This window comes from Actinomadura citrea (assembly GCF_013409045.1).
In the GTDB taxonomy this organism is placed as follows: domain Bacteria; phylum Actinomycetota; class Actinomycetes; order Streptosporangiales; family Streptosporangiaceae; genus Spirillospora; species Spirillospora citrea.
Window position 1 is genome coordinate 4,028,682 of record NZ_JACCBT010000001.1, and the last position, 23,996, is coordinate 4,052,677.

Here is a 23,996-nt window from a genome sequence, read left to right on the forward strand (position 1 = left end):
GGCAATGCTGTCCCTCTTTGTGGGGGATGGTGATGCTGGGATTGTTTCCTGAGGTTTGGCCGGTCGGGGTTCGCCCCCTGGTTGGTCGTGTGACCTTGATGGAGAGTTTGATCCTGGCTCAGGACGAACGCTGGCGGCGTGCTTAACACATGCAAGTCGAGCGGAAAGGCCCCTTCGGGGGTACTCGAGCGGCGAACGGGTGAGTAACACGTGAGCAACCTGCCCCTGACTTTGGGATAAGCCCGGGAAACTGGGTCTAATACCGGATGTAACCACTGATCGCATGATCGGGTGGTGGAAAGTTTTTCGGTTGGGGATGGGCTCGCGGCCTATCAGCTTGTTGGTGGGGTGATGGCCTACCAAGGCGACGACGGGTAACCGGCCTGAGAGGGCGACCGGTCACACTGGGACTGAGACACGGCCCAGACTCCTACGGGAGGCAGCAGTGGGGAATATTGCGCAATGGGCGGAAGCCTGACGCAGCGACGCCGCGTGAGGGATGACGGCCTTCGGGTTGTAAACCTCTTTCAGCAGGGACGAAGCTAACGTGACGGTACCTGCAGAAGAAGCGCCGGCTAACTACGTGCCAGCAGCCGCGGTAATACGTAGGGCGCAAGCGTTGTCCGGAATTATTGGGCGTAAAGAGCTCGTAGGCGGTTTGTCGCGTCTGTCGTGAAAGCCCACGGCTTAACCGTGGGTCTGCGGTGGATACGGGCAGACTAGAGGCAGGTAGGGGAGAATGGAATTCCCGGTGTAGCGGTGAAATGCGCAGATATCGGGAGGAACACCGGTGGCGAAGGCGGTTCTCTGGGCCTGTACTGACGCTGAGGAGCGAAAGCGTGGGGAGCGAACAGGATTAGATACCCTGGTAGTCCACGCCGTAAACGTTGGGCGCTAGGTGTGGGGTCCTTCCACGGATTCCGCGCCGCAGCTAACGCATTAAGCGCCCCGCCTGGGGAGTACGGCCGCAAGGCTAAAACTCAAAGGAATTGACGGGGGCCCGCACAAGCGGCGGAGCATGTTGCTTAATTCGACGCAACGCGAAGAACCTTACCAAGGCTTGACATTGCCGGAAAACCATCAGAGATGGTGGGTCCTTTTTGGGCCGGTGACAGGTGGTGCATGGCTGTCGTCAGCTCGTGTCGTGAGATGTTGGGTTAAGTCCCGCAACGAGCGCAACCCTCGTTCCATGTTGCCAGCACTTCGGGTGGGGACTCATGGGAGACCGCCGGGGTCAACTCGGAGGAAGGTGGGGATGACGTCAAGTCATCATGCCCCTTATGTCTTGGGCTGCAAACATGCTACAATGGCCGGTACAGAGGGCTGCGATACCGTGAGGTGGAGCGAATCCCTTAAAGCCGGTCTCAGTTCGGATCGAAGTCTGCAACTCGACTTCGTGAAGTCGGAGTCGCTAGTAATCGCAGATCAGCAACGCTGCGGTGAATACGTTCCCGGGCCTTGTACACACCGCCCGTCACGTCACGAAAGTCGGCAACACCCGAAGCCCGTGGCCCAACCACTTTGTGGGGGGAGCGGTCGAAGGTGGGGCCGGCGATTGGGACGAAGTCGTAACAAGGTAGCCGTACCGGAAGGTGCGGCTGGATCACCTCCTTTCTAAGGAGCATCAACTGGCCGGGGTCGCCTCGTGAGAGGGACCGTGGTCGGTGGCCGCCGTTGACAGCGAATGTCTGTCAGGTGGCTGCTCATAGATGTGGAGCACTGGTTATTCACTAGGCCGCTCATGCGGCCCGGCTAGTACCGTCCTGCAGCTTCGGCTGGAGGGAATGGGAACGGCGGGTTCGGGTGGTTGGTCTGGTGGACACGCTGTTGGGTCCTGAGGGAACGGGCGCGAGCTCGGGTGACCTCGGACTACGGGACCAGGACCGCATCATCTTCGGGTGGTGTGGTTTTGGTGGGCCCGGTTGTTTTTTGAGAACTGCACAGTGGACGCGAGCATCTCTGGTAGATGATGAGAGCCGCCTGGAGAGGGACCCTGCCTTTTGGTGAGGGTTCTTTGAGGGTTGGTTTTGTTGTTTATCTGCGATTTGTTCTGATCGTTTTGTGTGTTCAAGTTTTTAAGGGCATACGGTGGATGCCTTGGCATCAGGAGCCGATGAAGGACGTGGGAGCCTGCGATATGCCTCGGGGAGTCGGCAACCAGACTTTGATCCGGGGATTTCCGAATGGGGAAACCTGGCACCCGTCATGGGGTGTCGCCGCCTGCTGAATGTATAGGCAGGTTGGTGGGAACGCGGGGAAGTGAAACATCTCAGTACCCGCAGGAAGAGAAAACAATAGTGATTCCGTGAGTAGTGGTGAGCGAAAGCGGAGGAGCCTAAACCGTGCGCGTGTGATAGCCGGCAGGCGTTGCGTGTGCGGGGTTGTGGGACCATCTGGTCGTCTCTGCCGAGGCGGCAAGGAGTTATAAACTGCTCGGGTAGTCGAATGGCTTGGGATGGCCGACCGTAGACGGTGAGAGTCCGGTAGACGAAATTCGAGTGGCTTCTGGGTGTGTTCCCGAGTAGCACGGGGCCCGTGAAATCCCGTGTGAATCTGCCACGACCACGTGGTAAGGCTGAATACTTCCTGATGACCGATAGCGGACCAGTACCGTGAGGGAAAGGTGAAAAGTGCCCCGGTGAGGGGTCGTGAAATAGTACCTGAAACCGTGTGCCTACAAGCCGTCAGAGCCTCCTCAGTGAGGGACTTGTTCCTTGTTGTTGGTGATGGCGTGCCTTTTGAAGAATGAGCCTGCGAGTTATGGTGTGTGGCGAGGTTAACCGGTGTCGGGTAGCCGTAGCGAAAGCGAGTCTGAATAGGGCGTTTTTAGTCGCATGCTGTAGACCCGAAGCGGAGTGATCTAGCCATGGGCAGGGTGAAGCGCCGGTAAGACGGTGTGGAGGCCCGAACCCACCAGGGTTGAAAACCTGGGGGATGACCTGTGGTTAGGGGTGAAAGGCCAATCAAACTCCGTGATAGCTGGTTCTCCCCGAAATGCATTTAGGTGCAGCGTCGCGTGTTTCTTGCCGGAGGTAGAGCTACTGGATGGCTGATGGGCCCTACCAGGTTACTGACGTCAGCCAAACTCCGAATGCCGGTAAGTGAGAGCGCGGCAGTGAGACTGCGGGGGATAAGCTTCGTAGTCGAGAGGGAAACAGCCCAGATCATCGGCTAAGGCCCCTAAGCGTGTGCTAAGTGGGAAAGGATGTGGAGTTGCTGTGACAACCAGGAGGTTGGCTTAGAAGCAGCCACCCTTGAAAGAGTGCGTAATAGCTCACTGGTCAAGTGATTCCGCGCCGACAATGTAGCGGGGCTCAAGCACACCGCCGAAGCCGTGGCATTGACACGTATGTGTTGATGGGTAGGGGAGCGTCCTGTATCCGGTGAAGCCTCGGGGTGACCCAGGGGTGGAGGGTGCGGGAGTGAGAATGCAGGCATGAGTAGCGAATCACACGTGAGAAACGTGTGCGCCGGATGACCAAGGGTTCCTGGGGCAGGCTAATCCGCCCAGGGTAAGTCGGGACCTAAGGCGAGGCCGACAGGCGTAGTCGATGGACAACGGGTTGATATTCCCGTACCCGCTGGTATGCGCCAACGCTGAATCCTCTGATGCTAACCACCTGAACCATCCTTTGGGCCTTCGGGCCTGTTGGGTGGGGAGCGTGGGGCCCGAGGGGGTAGTAGGTGAGTGATGGGGTGACGCAGGAGGGTAGCTCAGCCCGGGCGATGGTTGTCCCGGGGTAAGGCTGTAGGGAGAGAGATAGGTAAATCCGTCTCTCACGTATCCTGAGAGCTGATGCCGAGCCGTTTTAGGTGAAGTGAGTGATCCCATGCTGCCGAGAAAAGCCTCTAGCGAGTGTACCGGCGGCCCGTACCCCAAACCGACTCAGGTGGTCAGGTAGAGAATACCAAGGCGATCGGGTGAACTGTGGTTAAGGAACTCGGCAAATTGCCCCCGTAACTTTGGGAGAAGGGGGACCTCGCCTGGTGATGGCATTTGCTGTCTGAGCTGGGTGGGGTCGCAGAGGCCAGGGGGAAGCGACTGTTTACTAAAAACACAGGTCCGTGCGAAGTCGTAAGACGCTGTATACGGACTGACGCCTGCCCGGTGCCGGAACGTTAAGAGGACCGGTTAGGGGGACTTGTTCCTTCGAAGCTGAGAATCTAAGCGCCGGTAAACGGCGGTGGTAACTATAACCATCCTAAGGTAGCGAAATTCCTTGTCGGGTAAGTTCCGACCTGCACGAATGGCGTAACGACTTCCCCGCTGTCTCAACCACAGGCCCGGCGAAATTGCAGTACGAGTAAAGATGCTCGTTTCGCGCAGCAGGACGGAAAGACCCCGGGACCTTCACTATAGCTTGGCATTGGCGCTTGGAGCGTCTTGTGTAGGATAGGTGGGAGACTGTGAAGCCCAGACGCCAGTTTGGGTGGAGTCGTTGGTGAAATACCACTCTGGTCGTTTTGAGCGTCTAACCCGCACCCGTGTATCCGGGTGGGGGACAGTGCCTGGTGGGTAGTTTAACTGGGGCGGTTGCCTCCCAAAATGTAACGGAGGCGCCCAAAGGTTCCCTCAGCCTGGTTGGCAATCAGGTGGCGAGTGCAAGGGCACAAGGGAGCTTGACTGTGAGACGGACGTGTCGAGCAGGTGCGAAAGCAGGGCCTAGTGATCCGGCACCTACGTGTGGAAGTGGTGTCGCTCAACGGCTAAAAGGTACCCCGGGGATAACAGGCTGATCTTCCCCAAGAGTCCATATCGACGGGATGGTTTGGCACCTCGATGTCGGCTCGTCGCATCCTGGGGCTGGAGTAGGTCCCAAGGGTTGGGCTGTTCGCCCATTAAAGCGGCACGCGAGCTGGGTTTAGAACGTCGCGAGACAGTTCGGTCCCTATCCGCTGTGCGCGTAGGAGAATTGTGAGGGTCTGTCCCTAGTACGAGAGGACCGGGACGGACGAACCTCTGGTGTGCCAGTTGTCCCGCCAGGGGCACGGCTGGTTGGCTACGTTCGGTCGGGATAACCGCTGAAAGCATCTAAGCGGGAAGCCTTCCTCGAGATGAGTTCTCCCACCCTGTTAAAGGGGTGTAAGGCCCCCGGTAGACGACCGGGTTGATAGGCCGGAGATGGAAGCGCGGTAACGTGTGGAGTCGACCGGTACTAATAGGCCGAGTGGCTTGAACACACTGAACGTTCAGAGTGAATTGCTGCGAGAGATGTTCGCGTCCCTGTGTGGTTCCCAGAAAACAACCGGGAACCCGTTAGACTTAACTTAATTGAATGTCGAGCCGATGGCTCGGACGTGGATTTGCCCACCCAGGTTGGGTGGTGCGTTGAGACGTTCGGTGGTTTTGGCGAGGGGGAAACACCCGGTCCCATCCCGAACCCGGAAGTTAAGCCCTTCAGCGCCGATGGTACTGCATGGGAGACCGTGTGGGAGAGTAGGACGCCGCCGGACATATATTGCAGAAAGGCCCCGCCGTTACCGGCGGGGCCTTTCTCATTTTTACCGACATCCCGAGCATCCGGGTCAGCGGCCGAGCGTGCGGTCGAGCGTGGCGGCCCACTGGTCGAGCAGGCGGGTACGGCGTGCCGAGTCGTCGGTGAGGAGATCGGCCAGGCCGAGGCCGCGGACCAGGTCGAGGGTCGCCTGGACCGTTTCCCGGACGCCGGGGACCGACTCGTCCGCGCCGAGGGCCTCGACGGTGAGGCGGTGCGCCTCACGTCCGACCCGCGCCTCCAGGGGAACGACCTGCGCGCGGAGCTGCTCGTCCGAGCTGGCCGCGACCCAGAGCTGGAGTGCGGCCCGGAAGAGCGGGGTCGTGTACATCTCGCCGAGGAGCGTGACGACGTCCAGCGTGGAGGGACGGCGGTCGGCGAGCGCGTCCAGGCGCTCGCGCATCTGCGCCATTCTCACGTCCGAGCCGTACTCGACCGCCGCGGTCACCAGTTCCTCGCGCGTGCGGAAGTGGTGCTGGGCCGCGCCACGGGAGACGCCCGCGCGCTCGGCGACCACCGCCACCGTCGTGCCCGCCCAGCCCACGGAGGCGAGGCAGCCGATGGCGGCCTCCAGGAGGCGCCGCCGCGTGGCGCGGCTGCGGTCCTGCTGCGGTTCGCGGGGGAGTGCCTGGGCGGTCATGGAGTCCTCGGGGTCGGTGGCCGGCCCTCCAGTCAACCAAACGATCAGGCGAAGAAACAATCATGCACGATTGATTTTTTAGATGCGGGCTGGCAGGGTTCTGGCCATGAGCCAACCGCTGCGGGTCGGTAACGCCTCGGGCTTCTACGGCGACCGCTTCTCCGCGGTGCGGGAGATGCTGGAGGGCGGGCCGCTGGACTTCCTCACCGGCGACTACCTCGCCGAGCTGACGATGCTGATCCTCGGGCGCGGGAAGATGAAGGACCCGGACGCCGGGTACGCCGCGACGTTCCTCCGGCAGATGGAGGAGTCCCTCGGCCTGGCCGCGGAACGCGGCACCACGATCGTCACGAACGCCGGCGGACTCAACCCGCGGGGGCTGGCGGACCGCTTGCGCGAGCTGGCCGCCCGGTTCGGGATCGACGTGCGGATCGCCCATGTGGAGGGCGACGACCTGCTGTCCCGGGCGAAGGATCTCGGCCTGGCGGACGGCCGCCACGGGCGGCCGCTCACCGCGAACGCCTACCTGGGCGCCTGGGGGATCGTCGAGTGCCTGCGGGCCGGCGCGGACGTGGTGGTGACCGGACGCGTTACCGACGCGTCCCTGGTCGTGGGCCCCGCCGCCGCGCACTTCGGCTGGGCGCGCGACGACTGGGACGCCCTCGCGGGTGCGACGGTCGCCGGGCACGTCCTGGAGTGCGGCGCGCAGGCCACCGGCGGCAACTACGCCTTCTTCCAAGAAATCTACAATGTAAAGGCGCCGGGCTTTCCGGTCGCCGAGATCCATCCCGACGGCTCCAGCGTGATCACCAAGCACGACGGGACGGGCGGCGCGGTGACCGTCGAGACCGTCACCGCCCAGCTCCTTTACGAGATCGGCGCGCCGTCCTACGCGGGACCGGACGTGACGGCGCGATTCGACACGATCGCGCCGGCGCAGGACGGACCCGACCGGGTGCGGATCAGCGGCGTCCGGGGCGTTCCGCCGCCGCCGTCCACCAAGGTGTGCCTGAACCATCTCGGCGGCCATCGCAACGAAATGACCTTCGTCCTCACCGGCCTGGACGTGGAGGCCAAGGCCGAGCTCGCGAAGGCACAGCTGGAGGCCGCCCTCGCGGAGGCTCGGCCGGCCCGTGTCGAATGGACGCTCGTCGGCGCGCCCGGACCGGATCCGGCCACGCAGGGGGAGGCCACGGCCCTGCTGCGCTGCGCCGTCCTCGACCCGGATCCGGAGAAGGTCGGCCGCGGGTTCAGCGGGGCCGTCGTGGAACTCGCCCTCGCCGGCTACCCGGGCTTCACCATGACCTCCCCGCCCGGAAAGGGCGCCCCCTACGGGGTCTACACGCCCGCCTACGTCCCGAACGAGGCCATCGAGCATGTCGCGGTGACCTCCGAGGGTGAGCGAGTCTCCATCCCGGCCGCCCCTCTCGTACGCGACCTTGAGATCTCCTCCGAGTCTCCACCCGCCGGGGCCGTCCCGCCGGGCGCCACTGTCCGCGCACCGCTCGGCCGTGTCGCCGGGGCGCGGAGCGGGGACAAGGGCGGGGACGCCAATATCGGCGTGTGGGCCCGGACCGACGCGCAGTGGCGCTGGCTGGAGCCGTTCCTGACGACCGAAAGGCTCCGCGAGTTGCTGCCGGAGACCAGCGAGCACGCCGTCCGCCGGTATGCGCTCCCCAACCTCCGCGCGGTGAACTTCGTCGTCGAAGGGCTGCTGCAGGAGGGTGTGTCCGCCTCGACCCGGTTCGACCCGCAGGGCAAGGCCCTGGGGGAGTGGCTGCGGTCCCGCCTCGTCGACATCCCGGAGGCAGTCCTGTGACCCTCAAGAGCACCCTGGACGCGCGGAGCCCGGAATACCGGGAACGCCGCGCGGCCATGCTGGAGAAGCTGGCGGCCCTGGACGCCGAGCATGCCAAGGCGCTGGAAGGCGGCGGCGAGAAGTACGTCGCGCGGCACCGCGGGCGCGGCAAGCTGCTGGCGCGCGAGCGCATCGAACTGCTGCTCGACCTCGACTCGCCGTTCCTGGAGCTGAGCCCCCTCGCCGCGTGGGGGAGCGACTTCCCGGTCGGCGCGAGCGTCGTCACCGGCATCGGCGTCGTCGAGGGCGTCGAGTGCATGATCGTGGCGAACGATCCGACGGTGCGGGGCGGATCCAGCAATCCGTGGACGGTGAAGAAGAGCTTCCGGGCGTCCGATATCGCGCTGGAGAACCGGCTGCCCGTCATCAACCTGGTCGAGTCGGGCGGCGCGGACCTGCCGACGCAGAAGGAGATCTTCATCCCGGGCGGCCGCATGTTCCGCGACCTCACCCGGTTGTCGGCCGCGGGGATCCCCACGATCGCGCTCGTGTTCGGCAACTCCACCGCGGGCGGCGCCTACATTCCGGGCATGTGCGACCACGTCGTCATGGTCAAGGAGCGCGCGAAGGTGTTCCTCGGCGGTCCGCCGCTGGTGAAGATGGCGACCGGCGAGGAGGCCGACGACGAGGAGCTCGGCGGCGCCGAGATGCACGCCCGCACCTCCGGCCTCGCCGACTACATGGCGGCGGACGAGGCGGACGCGCTGCGCCTCGGACGCCAGATCGTCGCGAACCTCAACCACCGCAGGCTCGGTCCCGCGCCCGGCCCGGTCGAGGAGCCGCTCTACGACGCCGAGGAACTGGCCGGGATCGTCCCCGAGGACCTGAAGGTCCCCTTCGACCCGCGCGAGGTCATCGCGCGGATCGCCGACGGATCGCGGTTCGACGAGTTCAAGCCGCTGTACGGGACGAGCCTGGTCACCGGCTGGACGCGCGTCCACGGCTATCCGATCGGGATCCTCGCCAACGCGCAGGGCGTCCTGTTCGGGGACGAGGCGCAGAAGGCGGCGCAGTTCATCCAGCTCGCCAACCAGAGCGACACCCCGCTGCTGTTCCTGCACAACACGACCGGCTACATGGTCGGCAGGGAGTACGAGCAGGCCGGGATCATCAAGCACGGCGCCCTGATGATCAACGCGGTGGCCAACAGCCGGGTCCCGCACATCTCGATCGTCATGGGCGCCTCGTACGGGGCGGGCAACTACGGCATGTGCGGCCGCGCGTACGACCCGCGGTTCCTGTTCGCCTGGCCGAGCGCCAAGTCGGCGGTGATGGGGCCGCAGCAGCTCGCGGGCGTCCTGTCGATCGTGGCGCGGCAGGCGGCGCAGGCGCGCGGGCAGGCCTACGACGACGACCAGGACCGCGCGATGCGGGAGATGGTCGAGGCGCAGATCGAGGCCGAGTCGCTGCCGTTCTTCCTGTCCGGGCGGCTCTACGACGACGGGGTGATCGACCCCCGCGACACCCGGACCGTCCTCGGCCTGTGCCTGTCCGTCGTCCACAACGCGCCCGTGCGCGGCGCCGAGGGCTTCGGCGTCTTCCGGATGTGAGTGTCGAACAATGATCAACAGAGTGCTGGTCGCCAACCGCGGCGAGATCGCCCGCCGCGTCCTGCGGGCCTGCCGGGACCTCGGTGTCGGGACGGTCGCCGTCCACTCCGACCCCGACGCCGGCGCGCCGCACGTCCGGGAGGCGGACGTGGCCGGGCGGCTGCCCGGGGCGTCCCCGGCGGAGACGTACCTGTCGGTGGAGCGGCTCCTCGCCGTGGCGGAGCGCGCCGGGGCCGACGCCGTCCACCCGGGCTACGGGTTCCTGTCGGAGAACGCGGACTTCGCGCGGGCCGTCGTCGGCGCGGGCCTGACCTGGATCGGCCCGCCGCCCGAGGCGATCGCCGCGATGGGGTCCAAGATCGAGGCCAAGAAGCTGATGGCCGCGGCGGACGTCCCGGTGCTGCCCGAGCTCGACCCCGCCCGGGTCGGCGGCGCGGACCTGCCGCTGCTGGTCAAGGCGTCCGCGGGAGGCGGCGGGCGCGGCATGCGCGTCGTCCGGACGCCGGAGGACCTGCCGGACGCCGTCGCGGGCGCGCGCAGGGAGGCGGAGTCGGCGTTCGGCGACCCGACCGTGTTCTGCGAGCCGCTGCTGGAGGACGCCCGCCACATCGAGGTGCAGATCCTCGCCGACGCGCACGGGACGGTCTGGACGCTCGGCGAGCGCGAGTGCTCCATCCAGCGCCGCCACCAGAAGATCATCGAGGAGGCGCCGTCCCCGGCCGTCGGCCCCGAGCTGCGGGCGCGGCTGTGCGGGGCGGCGGCGAGCGCGGCACGCGCCATCGGCTACGTCGGCGCGGGCACGGTCGAGTTCATGCTGGCGCGCGACGGCCGCTTCTTCTTCCTGGAGGTCAACACCCGGCTCCAGGTCGAGCACCCGGTCACCGAGTGCGTGTACGGGGTGGACCTCGTCCGGCTGCAGATCGAGGTCGCCGAGGGCGCCCGCCTGCCGCAGGCGCCGCCGGAACCGCGCGGCCACGCCATCGAGGTGCGCCTCTACGCCGAGGACCCCGCGCAGGACTGGCGGCCCGCCAGCGGCACGCTGCACACCTTCGAGGTTCCGGGGGCGGACGTCGAGTTCGCCGTTCCGGCGGCACACGGGGTCCGCCTCGACAGCGGCGTGGAGAGCGGCGCCGAGGTCGGCGTCCACTACGACCCGATGCTCGCCAAGGTGATCGCGTGGGCGCCGTCCCGGGCCGCCGCCGCGCGCAGGCTGGCGGCCGCGCTGCGCGGCGCCCGCATCCACGGCCTCACCACCAACCGCGACCTGCTCGTCCGGATCCTGGAGGAGCCCGCGTTCCTGGACGGCGCCACCGACACCGGCTACCTCGACCGTGTCGGCCTCGGCACCCTGGCCGCGCCGCTGGCGGACGAGGCGGCGGTCCGGGTCTGCGCGCTGGCCGCCGCGCTCGCCCAGGCCGCCGCGGACCGGGCGGGCGCCGCGGTGCTCGGCGGCCTCCCGCCGGGCTGGCGCAACGTGCGGTCCCAGCCGCAGCGCAGGACGTTCCAGGGGCCCGGAGGCCCGGTGGACGTCGACTACCGGCTGGACAGGAACGGCCTGGACTCCGAGCTGTGCCCGGGCACGTCGCTGCTGTCGGCCTCGCCGGAACGCGTCGTCCTCGACCACGACGGCCTCCGCGAGACCTTCACCGTGACCGCCGCAGGGGGTGCGGTGCACGTCGATTCCCGTCTCGGCCCGGTCACGCTCGTCGCCGTCCCGCGGTTCGCCGACCCGAGCGGCCGGATCGCCCCGGGGTCCCTTCTGGCCCCCATGCCCGGCACCGTCGTCCGCGTCGAGACCGCACCGGGCGCGGACGTCGCCGAGGGGCAGACCCTCGTCGTCCTGGAGGCGATGAAGATGGAGCACCGCGTCGCCGCGCCGTCCGCCGGGTCGGTCGCCGAACTCAATGTCACCGCGGGGCAGCAGGTCGAGTCCGGCGCCGTCCTCGCCGTCATCGAAGGGACCCCTGAATGAGCTTCGTCGAGACCGAGGAACGGCGGGCCCTGCGCGCCGCCGCCGCTGAGCTGGGCGGCAAGTACGGCTCCTCCTACTACGTGGAGAAGGCCAAGTCCGGGCAGAAGACCGACGAGCTGTGGGCCGAGGCCGGGCGGCTCGGCTACCTGGGCGTCAACGTGCCGGAGGAGTACGGCGGCGGAGGCGGAGGCATCGGCGACCTCGCCGCCGTGTGCGAGGAGCTGGCCGCCGCGGGCTGCCCGCTGCTGCTCATGGTCGTGTCCCCGGCGATCTGCGCGACGATCATCGCCCGGTCCGGCACCGAGGACCAGCGCAAGCACTGGCTGCCGCGCTTCGCCGACGGCTCGGTGAAGATGGCGTTCGCGATCACCGAGCCCGACGCCGGCTCCAACGCGCACCGCATCACCACCACGGCGCGCCGCGACGGCGACGGGTGGGTGCTGAGCGGGCAGAAGACGTTCATCTCCGGCGTGGACGAGTCGGACGCCGTGCTGTTCGTCTCCCGCACGCAGGACCAGAAGGGCAACCTGCGGCCGTCGCTGTTCATCGTCCCGACCGCCGCACCGGGGTTCACCTTCACCCCCATCGACATGGAGATCGTGTCGCCGGAGAAGCAGTTCGTCTGCCACCTCGACGACGTCCGGCTGCCCTACGACGCGCTCGTCGGCGACGAGGACGGCGGCCTGCTGCAGCTGTTCGCCGGACTCAACCCCGAGCGCATCATGGCCGCCGCGATGGGCGCCGGGATCGGCCGCCTCGCGCTCGGCAAGGCGACCGGCTACGCCATGTCCCGGCAGGTGTTCAGGACGCCGATCGGCGCGCACCAGGGCCTCGCGCACCCGCTCGCCGCCGCCAAGATCGAGCTGGAGCTGGCCCGGCTGATGGGGCAGAAGGCCGCCTGGCTCTACGACGCGGGCGACGACACGGGCGCCGGCGAGGCCGCGAACATGGCCAAGTACGCCACCGCCGAGGCCGCGATCCACTGCGTCGACCAGGCCATCCAGACCCACGGCGGCAACGGCCTCACCACCGAGTACGGCGTCGGGATGCTCGCCGGGGTCGTCCGGCTCATGCGCATCGCCCCGGTCAGCCGCGAGATGATCCTCAACTACGTCGCACAGCACTCCCTGGGGCTGCCCAAGTCCTACTGACGATTACGGTGGCGGCGCGGGACCGGGCGGCTTAGACTCCTGCCGTTCCGGCGCTTTGATTACAAAAGAAGATCGCGACCAGAGGGACTCACGTGTACGGTCCGCCACCCGTTCCGCTGCCCGCCGCAGAGCCCGTGCCGCCCGCCCCGCCTCCCGCCGCGGCCCCGCGCGGCCGCCGCCTCGCGGCCTGGGGCATCGACACCGCACTCCTCGCCGGCGCCGCCGTCCTCCTCGGCATGATGACCTGGGGACGGCTGAACGGGCTCCTCGGGGACGGACTCTGGGGCGACGCCCTGTCGGCGGGGGGCGGGCTCCTGCTGTCCGGCGGCGACGTCCAGCAGGCCGCCGAGAAGTTCGGCATGGGCATCTGGAACACGGTCGTCAGCGCCGTCCAGCAGGCACTGCTCCTGCTCGTCCTGATCGAGTTCCTGCACCAGTTCGCGGGGCAGGCCTTCGCCGGCCGGACCGTCGGCAAGGCCGTGCTCGATCTGCGCGTGGAGAACACCACGTCCGCCAAGTCCAGGGCGCTGCGCCGTTCGCTGGTGACCACGGCGGGCGGCACCGGCCTGTACTGCACCGCGTGGATCCTTCTCCTGCACGGCCTCTTCTTCCTTTCCCTCGTCACCTGGCTGGTCGCCGTCGCGGTGTTCCTGGCCAACAGCGCGCCGACCCTCGTCGGCGCCCGCCGGCGGGCCCTCGCCGACCTGGTGGCGGGGACGTCCCTCGTCCGCGCGGACGGCTACCGCCGCGCCGCCGAGGCCGCGCGGCAGGGCGCCGTCATCGCCTGGGACGGCACGCAGGCGGCGGGCCAGGTCGCGGGCCAGGCCGTCCGGGAGAACGCCGCCCGCATCGCCCAGGCCGAATCGATGCAGCGCGCCCTGCAGTCGGAGCGCGCCCGGCAGATGCAGGATCTGGGCCGGCGATCCGCCGCCCGGATGCAGGGCGCGATGCAGAGCGAACGGGCACAGCAGGTCGGAGACGCGGGCAAGCGCGTCGGCGGCCGGCTGAGGAACGCCTACCAGGATCGCCGGGCCGCGCGCCGGCAGGCGCTCCCCCCGCAGCCGGAACAGCCCGCCCTCCCGCCGCCCGCACCGCACTACGACCCCTACGCCCAACCGGGCCAGTACTCCCACCCCGGCCAGCCGGCCCAGCCCGCCCAGCCCGGCTGGTACGAGCCGCCGCAGCAGTACATGCCGCCGCCGCAGCAGTAGTCGCCCAGGGCCCGGAACTGCCGAAGTCCTACTGAATCACCCAACCTCGACCTTTGCTCACTCTTCGTAGTCATTACGCTACATAGAGCATGTGGCGGGGAGTATCGCTACGCAAGTACGGATGCTGGAGCGAAAGGGATGATCATGAAGAGGTGTCTTGCGGTTCTGGTTCTCGCCGCCGGGACGACGGTGGCCGGGATGACCGGCCTGTCCGCCACGGCGTCGGCCGCCACGGCCTCCGGCGAGCCGATGTCGGGGCACGGTCACCACTGCTGCTGCGAGCACAACTACAACAAGAACGTGAACATCAACATCAACGGCTGACGCGAAGGCCGTTCCACCCGGCGCTCCTTCCGGCGGGCGGCCATCTGGCGGAGACCGCGCGGTCTCCGCCAGATCGTCACTCGGCTAGGGCGTCCAGTTGCGCCTCCAGCGGCACGGGCGCGCCGAGGCGGTTGTCCACGGCCGTGTGGGGCACCGGAGGCGGCGTCCCGGGCAGCATCCGGGCGACGAACGCGTCGAACGCCACCAGCTTGCCGGTGTCGCGGGGCGAGCCCCGCCGCTCCAGCCGGTGCCGGAGGGTCGCGGCGTCCGTCCGGATCCAGACGAGACGCACCCGCGGCCCGCCCAGGGACGCGACCCACTCCGTCCAGCGCGCCGCGTTCCGGATGTGGCCGGTGAACGGGCCGCTCAGCAGCACCGGGCAGCCGTGCGAGCGGATCTCCCGCGCCGTGGCCGTCATCCCCGCGTACTCGTGCGGCTTGACGTGCTCGTCGTACCAGGGGCCCTCGCGCTCGCCGGGATCGCGGGAGGACGCCGCGAGCGTCGCCTCCACGAACGGCCCGAACATCGTGTCCTTGTCCAGCAGCGCCGGCACGGGACGCAGCCGCCGCAGCAGCAGGTGCGAGATCGTGGACTTGCCGGAGCCGGGCGGCCCCGCCACCACCCAGACCGGGGCGGGTGTCACGTCGACAGGCGCAGGCGGCGGGTCGCCAGCCGCTCGATGCGCGCCTCGTCGATCTCGTGGCCGAGGCCCGGCTGCGTGAGCGGGACGCCGACCACACCGCCGGACGAGCGCACCGGCGGCGTCACGAACACCGGGCCGCCGGCCGGGTCGGACACGTCGCTCGGCAGCGTGCACCCCGGCAGGGCCGCGAGCGCGACCGCGGCGGCCTGCCCGATGCCGAACGCGCCGCAGCCGCTGCACCACACGTCCCATCCCGCCGCGTAGGCGAGGTCGTGGGCGCTGCGGGCCGCGGTCAGCCCGCCGAGCCGGTCCAGGCGCAGGTGCAGCGCACGGCCCGCCTGCAGCGACAGTGCCGCGTCCAGCGTCTCCAGATCGCCCACGTCCGGGGCCACGGCCGTGCCCACCCGCGTCTGGAGCCGGGCGTGCGCGGCCAGGTCGCCGCCGGGGAAGGGGCGTTCGATCGCCGCCAGGCCGTAGGCGTCCAGCGCCTCCAGCACCGCCAGGTGCTCCGGCGACTCGGTGTAGGCGTGGCCCGCGTCGGCGACGAGCGCCAGCGCCGGGTACGCCTGCCGGATCGCGCGGACGGGCTCGACGTCCCACCCCGGCCGGACGTCCAGCGTGACGCGGGTGTGGCCCGCTCCAACGGCCTGGTTGACGCGGGCCGTGACGGTGTCGATCGCGGGCTCGGGGGAGATCCGCGCACCCGTCACGATGGAGGTGCGGGTGCCGCCGAGCGCGTGCGCGAGCGGCAGGCCCCGCGTCCGGCACCACAGGTCCCAGCAGGCGGTGTCGACGGCCGCCGCGGCCTCGCGCGCGCCGAGGTCGGCGGCCGCGGACACGTCCTCGGGGCGGTCCCAGTCGAGCCCGATGAGCGCCGGCCCCATGCGCGTCTCGATGTCCGCCCATGCCGCGCCGGGGTCCGCGGCCCCCACCGGGACGGCCATCTCGCCCCAGCCGACGGCGTCGCCGCCGGCCAGGCGGACGAGGACGCTCTCCGGCCGCCGCCCGCGCGGCATTCTCACGCGGAAGGCGTCGCAGCCGTGGATCCGAGGCACCGCACCAGCCCTTCGAAGTAGGGGTCCTTCCTCAATGATCCCCCCTCCCCGGACCGGGAAGGACAATTCACGCGGGTCAGGACCGCCCCGGCGGGACGGGCGCCGGCCGCGGGCCGGGCCTGCCGGTCAGGGGCAGCTGCTCTCCAGCGACACCGGCTTGGAACTGGGCTTGGACGGTTCGCCGCCGTCCTGCCCGTCCGGCGACCCTGTGGGCGAAGCGGTGGGCGACCCGGTGGGTGAGGCGGTGGGCGTGCCGCTCGGTTTGACGCTGACCTGCCGCGGGTCGCTGTTGACGGCGTCGGCGGCCAGGGTGCGGATCTTGTCGAAGTCCGGGTTCCCGGTGTAGATCAGCGGCGGGACGAACTGCAGGCTCCTGATCTGCGCGCCGTTCTTGACCCGGTTCGACAGCTTCATCAGCGCGGGCAGCAGTTCCTGCGGGATGTCGGTCGACAGCGTCCGCTTGGCCGCCGCGGCGAGCTTGTCGAAGCTGGTGAGCACGGTCTGCGGGTCGGCCTGCTCGGCGATCGCCCGCATCAGGCACTTCTGCCGGCTCATCCGCACGTAGTCGCTGCTGTTGGTGCGGGACCGCCCGTACCAGAGGGCCTCCTTGCCCTTCAGCGTCCGGTATCCGGGCTGCAGGACGCCCCCTTGCAGGCCGTAGGGGATCGGCTCGGTGATCTTGAGCTTGACGCCGCCCATGGCGTCGATGATGTCGGCGAAGCCGAACATGTCGACGAGGATGTAGTAGTCCACGCGCAGGCCGAGAACGCCGGCGACGGTGGCCTTCAGAAGTTCGGGGCCGCGGCGTTTCTTGGCGACGCCGGGCACCACGTCGGGGTGGTTCTCGGCGTATTCGTAGACCTCGTTGAGCAGGCCCGGGTTCTGCGGGCCGTCGCCGGTGAAGCCGTAGGGGAACCGGTCGCGGGCGGGGCCGGGCGGCATCGGGAACTGTTCCAGGTTCCGCGGCAGGCTCAGCAGCACCGTGTCGCCCGTCTTGGTGTCGACGCTGGCGAGCGTCACGCTGTCGGTGCGCACGCCCGTGCGGTCGGCGGCGGAGTCGCCGCCGAGCAGCAGGATGTTGACGCGGGGCTGGCCGTTGAACGGGTCCTTGGCGTCGACGGGCTTGCCGTTCTCGCTGCCGGTGCGGAAGATGCTGGTCAGCGCGTCACGGTACACGTAGGTGCTGTGCGCCGACCACGCCACCGGCACCGCGACGGCGAAGCACATCACCGCGACGGCGGCCGCGCCGAGCGTCCGGGCGCCCGCGGCGAGGCGGGCCGGGCGCAGCAGCAGGTAGGAGCGGACGACGACGAGGATCCACAGCACGCCGAGTGCGACGAGCGCGGCGGAGGTCCGCTGCAGCACCGCGGGCTGGACGGCGTAGTGGACCAGGTCGGAGCGGTAGAGCGTGGCGGCGCCCCCGAGGGCGGCCACGATCGCCACGTACAGCGCGAGCAGCAGCCCGCCGGCGACCCGGCGACCCGTGACGAAATGCGCGACACCCCAGACCAGGGCGGACGCGAGCGTCAGCGCCAGCGCGCGGGGAAGGCCCCCGGCTCCGCCGGAGGTACCCGCATCGTCCCTGTTCCGGGCACGCCCCCTCGGCGACCGACCCATGTACGCTCCGATTCCCACCCACAGTGAATTAAGCCTCGGCTCACATTATGGACGCGTCGAACCGGGCAAAGGTTGCGTAAGAGTCGATCGCATGCAAGCGGATGTGGCCTTTGGTGCAGAACGTCAGGATAGTGAATCCGCCGCCGTCCGGGGGCCCGTACGGATGATCACGTGGCGGGCAGGGCGCCAGCGCGTGGGCGGCCGTCAGCGGCGGAACGATCACCAGCAGGCACAGGACCGAGACCGTGGTGCCGCCCGCGAGACGCCACAACGGCGACAGCCCGTCCGGGAGCAGCACGGCGTAGGAGTGGACGATCAGCCCCGCCCACAGCGCCGCGACGACCACGCAGCCGGCCGTCAGCGCCGCCAGCAACGCGGGCCGCGCCGCCGCCTGCAGCAGGAGCGGGCGGCCGTGCCCGGCGGCGAGGGCCGCCGCGGTCAGCGCCAGCGCCTGGACGGTCAGCAGCGCCGCCCCGAGCCTGACGCGCCCGGCCCGCAGGTGCGCGATGCCCGGCAGGGCCGGGGAGACCGCGGCGATCAGCAGCGCCTCGGCCAGCCCCCGCAGCGCCGCCTCCCGCTCCCGGCGCTCCCGCACGCGGTCCCGGACCGCCGGGCCCGGCGCCCCCTCCTGCAGCGGCCGCGCCCCGGCTCCGACCGGCCCGCCGTCGACCATGCTGCGCCCCCTTCAGGGACGGAGACCCCTCTCCGTTCCCGACGTAAGAGAGTGCAGGTCAGGGAGCTGAACGGGGGCGAAGGCGGCGGCGTGTCGCGAAATGCGGGGAACCCCGGCGGTCCGGAGGGGATGCCCTTTACCAGCTGCTGGACAGCGGCTTGCCCTCGGCGTAGCCGGACGGGCTCTGGATCCCGATCGTGGCGCGCTCGTGGAACTCCTCCAGGGTCCGCGCGCCCGCGTAGGTGCACGAGCTGCGCAGCCCCGCCACGATCGAGTCGATCAGGTCCTCCACGCCGGGCCGCTGCGGATCGAGGAACATCCGGGAGGTGGAGATGCCCTCCTCGAACAGGGCCTTGCGGGCCCGGTCGAAGGGGGAGTCCTCGGCGGTGCGCAGCCGCACCGCCCGGGCGGACGCCATGCCGAAGCTCTCCTTGTAGAGCCGCCCGTCCGCGGCCCGCTGCAGGTCGCCCGGCGACTCGTAGGTGCCGGCGAACCACGAGCCCACCATCACGTTCGCGGCGCCCGCCGCGAGCGCCAGCGCGACGTCGCGCGGGTGCCGGACGCCGCCGTCCGCCCACACGTGGCGGCCGAGCCGGCGCGCCTCGGCGGCGCACTCCAGCACCGCGGAGAACTGCGGGCGGCCGACGCCCGTCATCATCCGGGTGGTGCACATCGCGCCGGGGCCCACGCCGACCTTGACGATGTCGGCGCCCGCCTCGATCAGCTCGCGGGTGCCCTCGGCGGTCACCACGTTCCCGGCGACGACCGGGACGGCGGGGTCCAGCGCCCGGACCGCGGCGAGCGCGCTCATCATCTTGTCCTGGTGGCCGTGCGCGGTGTCGACGACGAGCAGGTCGGCGCCCGCCTCCAGCAGGGCCTTGGCCTTGCCGGCGACGTCGCCGTTCACGCCGACCGCCGCGGCGACGCGCAGGCGTCCGGCGGCGTCCACGGCCGGCCGGTAGAGCGTGGCGCGCAGCGCGCCGGTGCGGGTGAGGACGCCGGCGAGGCGGCCCTCGGCGTCCACGACGGGAGCGAGCCGGTGGCCGCGCTCGTGCAGCCGGTTGAACGCCTCCCGCGGGTCGACGCCGGCCGGCAGCGTGACCAGGTCGCGGGACATGATGTCGCGGAGCTGGGCGAACCGGTCCACGCCCATGCAGTCGGCCTCGGTGACGACGCCCACCGGGCGGTCGTCCTCGACGACGATCACGGCGTTGTGCGCCCGCTTCGGCAGCAGCGCCAGCGCGTCCCCGGCCGTGCTGGAGGGGTCCAGCCGGATCGCGGTGTCCACGACCAGGTCGCGGCCCTTGACCCAGTCGATGACCTCGGCGACGACGTCGACCGGGATGTCCTGCGGGAGCACCGCGACCCCGCCGCGGCGGGCTGCGGTCTCGGCCATCCGGCGGCCGGACACGGCCGTCATGTTGGCCACCACGAGCGGGATGGTCGTCCCGCTGCCGTCCGTGGTGGCCAGATCGACCTCGAGGCGCGACCCCACCGAGGAGCGGCGGGGGACCATGAAGACGTCGTTGTAGGTGAGGTCGTGAGCGGAACGCTCACCGTTCAGCAGGTGCACGGCAGTACTACACACCAATCGCGTTCGCAGTGGCTGGGCCACCGTACATTGTCAGTCATACCCGGCGGTGCTCCCGCCAAGGCCGCAGGCCGGGCGCGCCGGACCGCCCCGCCGCCGCGGGCAAAGCCCGTGACCAGGGGTGATGACACTGTGTCCCCGGAGGGCGTTGAGTGTCGTCTCCGCCCGTCTTCCCCCCTCCTTGCAGGGATAACGAAAGTGAACTCGTGCGCCTGGTGGAAAACGGTGCAACGTGAGGCTTGGCTCTCTGTAAAGTTACCTCTTGACGTAACTGCGCCCCCGATGCACTTTTCTTACATGTGCCTCGCGCGGACGGCGGATCCGCCGTAGGGGGTGGGTCAGAAGAACACCGGGAGAAGCGCATGCAGGTCACGCACGTGGTCCCGGTCGGCCATGCCCGCCCGCGCCGCCGGGCGCCCCGACCGGGCGGCGATCGCCGGAGCGGTGATGGCCGTCCGGCGCGTCCACCGCCGGGTCGCGTCGCGCCGCATCTGTGGCGTGGGCCCGGCAGCGTTGCGCTTTCGTACCGGTTTCTGTGGCATTTGAAACGTCGCCGCCCGGAACCGGTCACCGACGCTTCGACGGCGGCCGGGCAGGGCGAACACGAGCAAGATCAATATTTGACGTCATACCGTCCTGAAATGGAATGATCTTGCAGTTGCTGGCAAAACGATTCATCACATGTCGAGGAGGAGAGCCGTGCTGGATGCGGTCGACGCCGTGCTCGTCCGCGAGCTCCAGCGGGATGGCAGGGCGACGTTCCAGGCGCTGGCCGATCGCGTCGGGCTTTCCCGCACGGCGGTGCGGGCACGGGTGCAGCACCTTCTCGAAACCCAGGTCGTCCGCGTCGTCGGCATCGTGCACGCCGCCGTCGTCGGCGCGGAGGCGATCGGGCACGTGTCGGTCACGGTGGCCGGCTCGGCGAGGGAGGTGGCCGAGAGCGTCGCCGAGCGCGCCGCCGTCAGCTTCACCGCGCTGACCGCGGGCCCGTACGACCTGGTCGCCCAGGTGCGCACCCGCGACGACGCCGCGCTCGCGGCCGAGGTGGACCACATCAGGTCCGTCACCGGCGTCCGCGCGGCCGAGGTGTTCCGGTCGGTGGCCACCGTGCGCGACACGCACGCGGTGGTGCGCGAGCTCGGCGAGGTCACCCTCGACGACATCGACTGGCGGCTGCTGCACGAGCTGCAGCGCGACGGCCGCGCCCCCTACACCCGGCTCGCGCACGTCATCGGCCTCTCGCAGGCCGCCACCCGGGCCCGGGTGGTCAGGCTCATGCGCACGGGCGTCATCCAGGTCACCGGCCTCGCCGATCCCCTGGCGCTCGGCGCCGCGGAGCTCGGCGGGTTCGGGCTGGTGGTGACGGGCGGGCTGCGCAAGGTCGCCGACGCGGTCGCCGCCCAGGACGGCGTCCGCTACCTGGCGACCGGCTTCGGCCGGTACGACATCGTCGGGCAGGTCGAGGCGGCCTCCCGCGCCGAGATGGTGGCCGTGTTCGACGCCATCCGGTCGGTGTCCGGGGTGACGGTACGGGAGTCCTGGCACCACCTCGACGTGGTGAAGGAGTCCTACGCCGTCCAGCTGCCCGAGCAGCCCCTCAACGGGGCGGTCTGAACGCGGCCGCGCCCCGGCCACGGCGGTGACCGTGGCCGGGGCGCGGCCGCGCTAGTCGCGGCTGAGGGCGACCTCCTCCAGGTCCAGCTCGTGCATGACACGGGTGAGGACCTCGTCGTCGATGCGGCGCTCGTCCCGCATCCGCACGAAGACCCGGCGCTCGGCCATCAGCATCTCCCGCCGTAGGCGCCGGTACGTCGCCGTCGGCACCTCTTCGCCCTCCGGGCCGGTCCCGCCCCCGAGCCGCTCCCAGGCGCGCAGCTGCCGGTGCTCGGCGAGCTCCCGGAGCCGGTCCACCACCGACGCGTCGAGCCGCTCCTCGGCGTTCAGCTCCTCCAGCCGCTCCAGCGATGCCTGCGCGGCGGCGTGCTGCGCGCCCGCGAGCGCCACGGTGTCGGCGTAGCGCTCCCGTTCCCCGCCGATGCCGAGCACGCGGATCAGCGCGGGGAACGTCAGCCCCTGCACCAGCAGCGTCCCGAGGACGGTGGTGAACGTCAGGAACAGGATCAGGTCGCGTCCCGGGAACGGCCGGTCGCCTGAGGCGACGAACGGGACCGCGAACGCGGCGGCGAGCGAGACCACCCCGCGCATCCCCGCCCACGACACCACCACCAGGCCGCGCCAGCCCACGCTCGGCACCGCCCGCTCCCGCCGCGACAGCAGCCGCGGGATCTGCGAGGCGGGGAACACCCACACGAACCGGGCCGCGATCGTGACGGCGAACACCGCGGTCGCCCACCAGGCCAGCTCCTGCCAGCTCCGCCCCGACATCTCGTGGACGACCGGGGGCAGCTGCAGGCCGATCAGCAGGAAGACCACCGACTCCAGGAGGAAGACCATGACCTTCCAGAAGGAGTGCCCGATCAACCGGGTCACCGCCGCGGACTGGGTCTCCCGGTTGCCCAGGTACAGCCCGCTGACCACCACGGCGATCACCCCGGAGGCGTGCACGCTCTCGGCGATGAGGTAGGCGGCGAACGGGGCCACCAGCGCGACGCCGTTCTCCACCAGCGGGTCGTCCAGCCGGGTCCGCAGCCAGTGCAGCGGCGGCCCGAGCAGCAGTCCGACCGCCGCGCCCACGACGGCGGCGAACAGGAAGCGCCCGACGCCGTCCAGGAGGGTGAACCCCGCGCCCGTCGCCGCGATCAGCGCCACCCGGAACGCGGTCAGCGCGGTCGCGTCGTTGAACAGGCTCTCCCCGACCAGGACCGTCACCGTCCGGCGCGGCAGGCCGAGGCGCTGCGCGATGCTCACCGCCGCGACCGCGTCCGGCGGGGCCACGATCGCGCCGAGCACGAACGCCGCCGCCAGCGGCAGGTCGGGAACGATCAGGTGCGCCACGTACCCCACGGCGAACGTCGTGAACAGCACCAGGCCCACCGACAGCAGGCCGATGGACCAGACGTTCTGGCGCAGGTTCGTGAACGAGCTGTTCCACGCCGCGGAGAACAGCAGCGGCGGCAGGAACACGAACAGCACGAACTCGGGTTCGAGTTCGAACTCCGGTACGCCCGGGACGAAGGAGAAGGCGAGCCCCGCGATCACCAGGGCCAGCGGTGCCGACAGGCCGATGCGCCGCGCCGCCGCGGCCACCATCAGGGCGCCGACCGGTACGGCCAGCAGCCAGAGTGCGTGCGTCGTTCCCACCCGCCGAATCATGGCATGACCGGGCGGGAACGGCGTCGCGCGGGCGGGCCGGGAGCGCGGTCAGCGGGCGTGGTCGTCGCGGGAGGGCGCCTGCTTGGCGAAGGTGAGGAAGTCGCGGGCGGCGGGCGGGAGCCGGCGGTGCGCGTGCACCAGGCCGATCATGCGGGTGAGCGGCGGCATGAACGAGCGGACCGTCACCCCTTCGGTGTCGTCGATCTGGTTGCGGTACCAGAGTAAGGAGCCCCGCCCGGCGCGGACCCAGCCGAGCCAGGCACCGCGCTCGTCCGACTCCACCGCGGCGACCGGCCGCGCGCCGATCCGCCGCAGCATCGTGTCGATCTCCGCGCGGCGGGCGCTGCCACGGGCGGGCAGGACGAGCCGCATCCCGTCCAGCGCGGCCGGCGGCACCGGCTCGCGGACCTTCAGCGCGGGCGGGGAGATCAGCACCACCTCGCGCTGCTCGAACGGGTGCGCGGTCATGTCGCCGGGGACGGGCAGGTCGGTCAGCGCCAGATCGGCGCGGCCCCCGCGCAGCACCGCCGCGATCTGGTCGCGGTCCGCGCAGCGCACCACCCGGACCCGCACGGCCGGCTGGTTGCGCGCGAAGCGGGGGATGAGCCCGCCGGTCAGCTCCGGCTCCAGCGACGCGGTGACCGCGATGCGCAGCTCCGCGCCGCGCCCGTCGGCGCGCGTGACCGCCAGCCCCTCGATCGCGTCGACGGCGTCCAGGGCGGCCCGGGCCTGCCGGACGACCTGCTCCCCGACGGGCGTGAGGACGACGCCGCGCCCGGACCGCGCGAACAGCTCCAGGCCGAGCTCGCGCTCCAGCTCGCGGACGGCCCGCGACAGCGCGGGCTGGGCCACGTAGAGGGCTTGGGCCGCCGACGTCATCGTGCCATGGTCGGCGGTCGCCACGACATAGCGCAGCTGCCGCAGATTCATGCACTGACCGTAT

16 protein-coding genes and 3 rRNA genes are annotated in these 23,996 nt (G+C 69.9%); 10 read left to right on the plus strand and 9 right to left on the minus strand.

Translation table 11 applies throughout. From position 1 onward, the window contains the following. Positions 1-95: 95 nt before the first annotated feature. The 3 genes from BJ999_RS18980 (at position 96) to rrf (ending at position 5,454) form a co-directional block, all read left to right on the plus strand. Positions 96-1,614, plus strand: a 16S ribosomal RNA gene (locus BJ999_RS18980). A 451-nt stretch (positions 1,615-2,065) separates the two neighbouring features. Continuing rightward, positions 2,066-5,181, plus strand: a 23S ribosomal RNA gene (locus BJ999_RS18985). 156 nt (positions 5,182-5,337) lie between these two features. Next, a 5S ribosomal RNA gene (gene rrf, locus BJ999_RS18990) occupies positions 5,338-5,454 on the plus strand. The 16S, 23S and 5S rRNA genes sit together here, the layout of an rRNA operon. Positions 5,455-5,526: 72 nt before the next feature. Here the strand turns inward: rrf and BJ999_RS18995 are convergent. Further along, positions 5,527-6,135: a TetR/AcrR family transcriptional regulator gene (locus BJ999_RS18995; RefSeq protein ID WP_179834527.1), complete on the minus strand. Its 609-nt coding sequence runs from the start codon at positions 6,133-6,135 to the stop codon at positions 5,527-5,529. A gap of 106 nt (positions 6,136-6,241) precedes the next feature. On the opposite strand from BJ999_RS18995, the gene BJ999_RS19000 reads away from it, so the two are divergent. The 6 genes from BJ999_RS19000 to BJ999_RS19025 all read left to right on the plus strand — a co-directional run bounded on the left by BJ999_RS19000 (position 6,242) and on the right by BJ999_RS19025 (position 14,201). After that, positions 6,242-7,954, plus strand: coding sequence for an acyclic terpene utilization AtuA family protein (locus BJ999_RS19000; protein ID WP_179834528.1), 1,713 nt, complete (start codon positions 6,242-6,244; stop codon positions 7,952-7,954). Next, the gene (locus tag BJ999_RS19005) at positions 7,951-9,543 is read left to right on the plus strand and encodes an acyl-CoA carboxylase subunit beta (RefSeq protein WP_179834529.1); all 1,593 of its coding nucleotides are present in this window, start codon (positions 7,951-7,953) and stop codon (positions 9,541-9,543) included. Before BJ999_RS19000 ends, BJ999_RS19005 begins: the two co-directional genes overlap by 4 nt. 10 nt (positions 9,544-9,553) lie before the next feature. Continuing rightward, positions 9,554-11,515, plus strand: coding sequence for an acetyl/propionyl/methylcrotonyl-CoA carboxylase subunit alpha (locus BJ999_RS19010; RefSeq protein WP_179834530.1), 1,962 nt, complete (start codon positions 9,554-9,556; stop codon positions 11,513-11,515). Beyond that, positions 11,512-12,666, plus strand: a complete 1,155-nt coding sequence (locus tag BJ999_RS19015; RefSeq protein ID WP_179834531.1) for an acyl-CoA dehydrogenase family protein — start codon at positions 11,512-11,514, stop codon at positions 12,664-12,666. The genes BJ999_RS19010 and BJ999_RS19015 overlap by 4 nt, the downstream gene beginning before the upstream one ends. Positions 12,667-12,758: 92 nt before the next feature. Next, positions 12,759-13,877, plus strand: a complete 1,119-nt coding sequence (locus tag BJ999_RS19020; RefSeq protein WP_179834532.1) for an RDD family protein — start codon at positions 12,759-12,761, stop codon at positions 13,875-13,877. A gap of 144 nt (positions 13,878-14,021) precedes the next feature. Beyond that, positions 14,022-14,201, plus strand: coding sequence for a hypothetical protein (locus tag BJ999_RS19025; protein ID WP_179834533.1), 180 nt, complete (start codon positions 14,022-14,024; stop codon positions 14,199-14,201). A gap of 76 nt (positions 14,202-14,277) precedes the next feature. Here the strand turns inward: BJ999_RS19025 and BJ999_RS42145 are convergent, their stop codons facing one another. The 6 genes from BJ999_RS42145 to BJ999_RS19050 form a co-directional block, all read right to left on the minus strand. Continuing rightward, positions 14,278-14,844, minus strand: a complete 567-nt coding sequence (locus BJ999_RS42145; protein ID WP_229810541.1) for a P-loop nucleotide/nucleoside kinase family protein — start codon at positions 14,842-14,844, stop codon at positions 14,278-14,280. Beyond that, positions 14,841-15,860 carry an enolase C-terminal domain-like protein gene (locus tag BJ999_RS42150; protein WP_244984266.1) on the minus strand — a complete coding sequence of 340 codons (1,020 nt, stop codon included), beginning with the start codon at positions 15,858-15,860 and terminating at the stop codon, positions 14,841-14,843. The genes BJ999_RS42145 and BJ999_RS42150 overlap by 4 nt, the downstream gene beginning before the upstream one ends. A gap of 165 nt (positions 15,861-16,025) precedes the next feature. After that, positions 16,026-17,516, minus strand: a complete 1,491-nt coding sequence (locus BJ999_RS19035) for an LCP family glycopolymer transferase (protein WP_179834535.1) — start codon at positions 17,514-17,516, stop codon at positions 16,026-16,028. 40 nt (positions 17,517-17,556) lie between these two features. Beyond that, positions 17,557-18,189, minus strand: coding sequence for a hypothetical protein (locus BJ999_RS19040; RefSeq protein WP_179834536.1), 633 nt, complete (start codon positions 18,187-18,189; stop codon positions 17,557-17,559). 136 nt (positions 18,190-18,325) lie between these two features. Further along, on the minus strand, positions 18,326-19,762 hold the full coding sequence (locus BJ999_RS19045; RefSeq protein ID WP_179834537.1) for a GuaB1 family IMP dehydrogenase-related protein: 1,437 nt from the start codon (positions 19,760-19,762) through the stop codon (positions 18,326-18,328). 356 nt (positions 19,763-20,118) lie between these two features. Further along, complete coding sequence (locus BJ999_RS19050) at positions 20,119-20,271, minus strand: hypothetical protein (protein ID WP_179834538.1); 153 nt, start codon at positions 20,269-20,271, stop codon at positions 20,119-20,121. A 208-nt stretch (positions 20,272-20,479) separates the two neighbouring features. On the opposite strand from BJ999_RS19050, the gene BJ999_RS19055 reads away from it, so the two are divergent. Further along, positions 20,480-21,394, plus strand: a complete 915-nt coding sequence (locus BJ999_RS19055) for an Lrp/AsnC family transcriptional regulator (protein ID WP_179834539.1) — start codon at positions 20,480-20,482, stop codon at positions 21,392-21,394. A 51-nt stretch (positions 21,395-21,445) separates the two neighbouring features. Here BJ999_RS19055 and BJ999_RS19060 read toward each other — a convergent pair whose 3' ends face one another. Both BJ999_RS19060 and BJ999_RS19065 read right to left on the minus strand, forming a co-directional pair. After that, on the minus strand, positions 21,446-23,041 hold the full coding sequence (locus tag BJ999_RS19060) for a Na+/H+ antiporter (RefSeq protein ID WP_229810543.1): 1,596 nt from the start codon (positions 23,039-23,041) through the stop codon (positions 21,446-21,448). A 60-nt stretch (positions 23,042-23,101) separates the two neighbouring features. Beyond that, complete coding sequence (locus BJ999_RS19065; RefSeq protein WP_179834541.1) at positions 23,102-23,983, minus strand: LysR family transcriptional regulator; 882 nt, start codon at positions 23,981-23,983, stop codon at positions 23,102-23,104. Positions 23,984-23,996: the final 13 nt, after the last annotated feature.

Coding starts and splice junctions, on each gene's coding strand:
- BJ999_RS18995 (WP_179834527.1), bottom strand. CDS start 6,135: ATGACCGCCCAGGCACTCCCCCGCGAACCGCAGCAGGACCGCAGCCGC.
- BJ999_RS19000 (WP_179834528.1), top strand. CDS start 6,242: ATGAGCCAACCGCTGCGGGTCGGTAACGCCTCGGGCTTCTACGGCGAC.
- BJ999_RS19010 (WP_179834530.1), top strand. CDS start 9,554: ATGATCAACAGAGTGCTGGTCGCCAACCGCGGCGAGATCGCCCGCCGC.
- BJ999_RS19015 (WP_179834531.1), top strand. CDS start 11,512: ATGAGCTTCGTCGAGACCGAGGAACGGCGGGCCCTGCGCGCCGCCGCC.
- BJ999_RS19025 (WP_179834533.1), top strand. CDS start 14,022: ATGAAGAGGTGTCTTGCGGTTCTGGTTCTCGCCGCCGGGACGACGGTG.
- BJ999_RS42150 (WP_244984266.1), bottom strand. CDS start 15,860: ATGCCGCGCGGGCGGCGGCCGGAGAGCGTCCTCGTCCGCCTGGCCGGC.
- BJ999_RS19035 (WP_179834535.1), bottom strand. CDS start 17,516: ATGGGTCGGTCGCCGAGGGGGCGTGCCCGGAACAGGGACGATGCGGGT.
- BJ999_RS19040 (WP_179834536.1), bottom strand. CDS start 18,189: ATGGTCGACGGCGGGCCGGTCGGAGCCGGGGCGCGGCCGCTGCAGGAG.
- BJ999_RS19050 (WP_179834538.1), bottom strand. CDS start 20,271: ATGCGGCGCGACGCGACCCGGCGGTGGACGCGCCGGACGGCCATCACC.
- BJ999_RS19065 (WP_179834541.1), bottom strand. CDS start 23,983: ATGAATCTGCGGCAGCTGCGCTATGTCGTGGCGACCGCCGACCATGGC.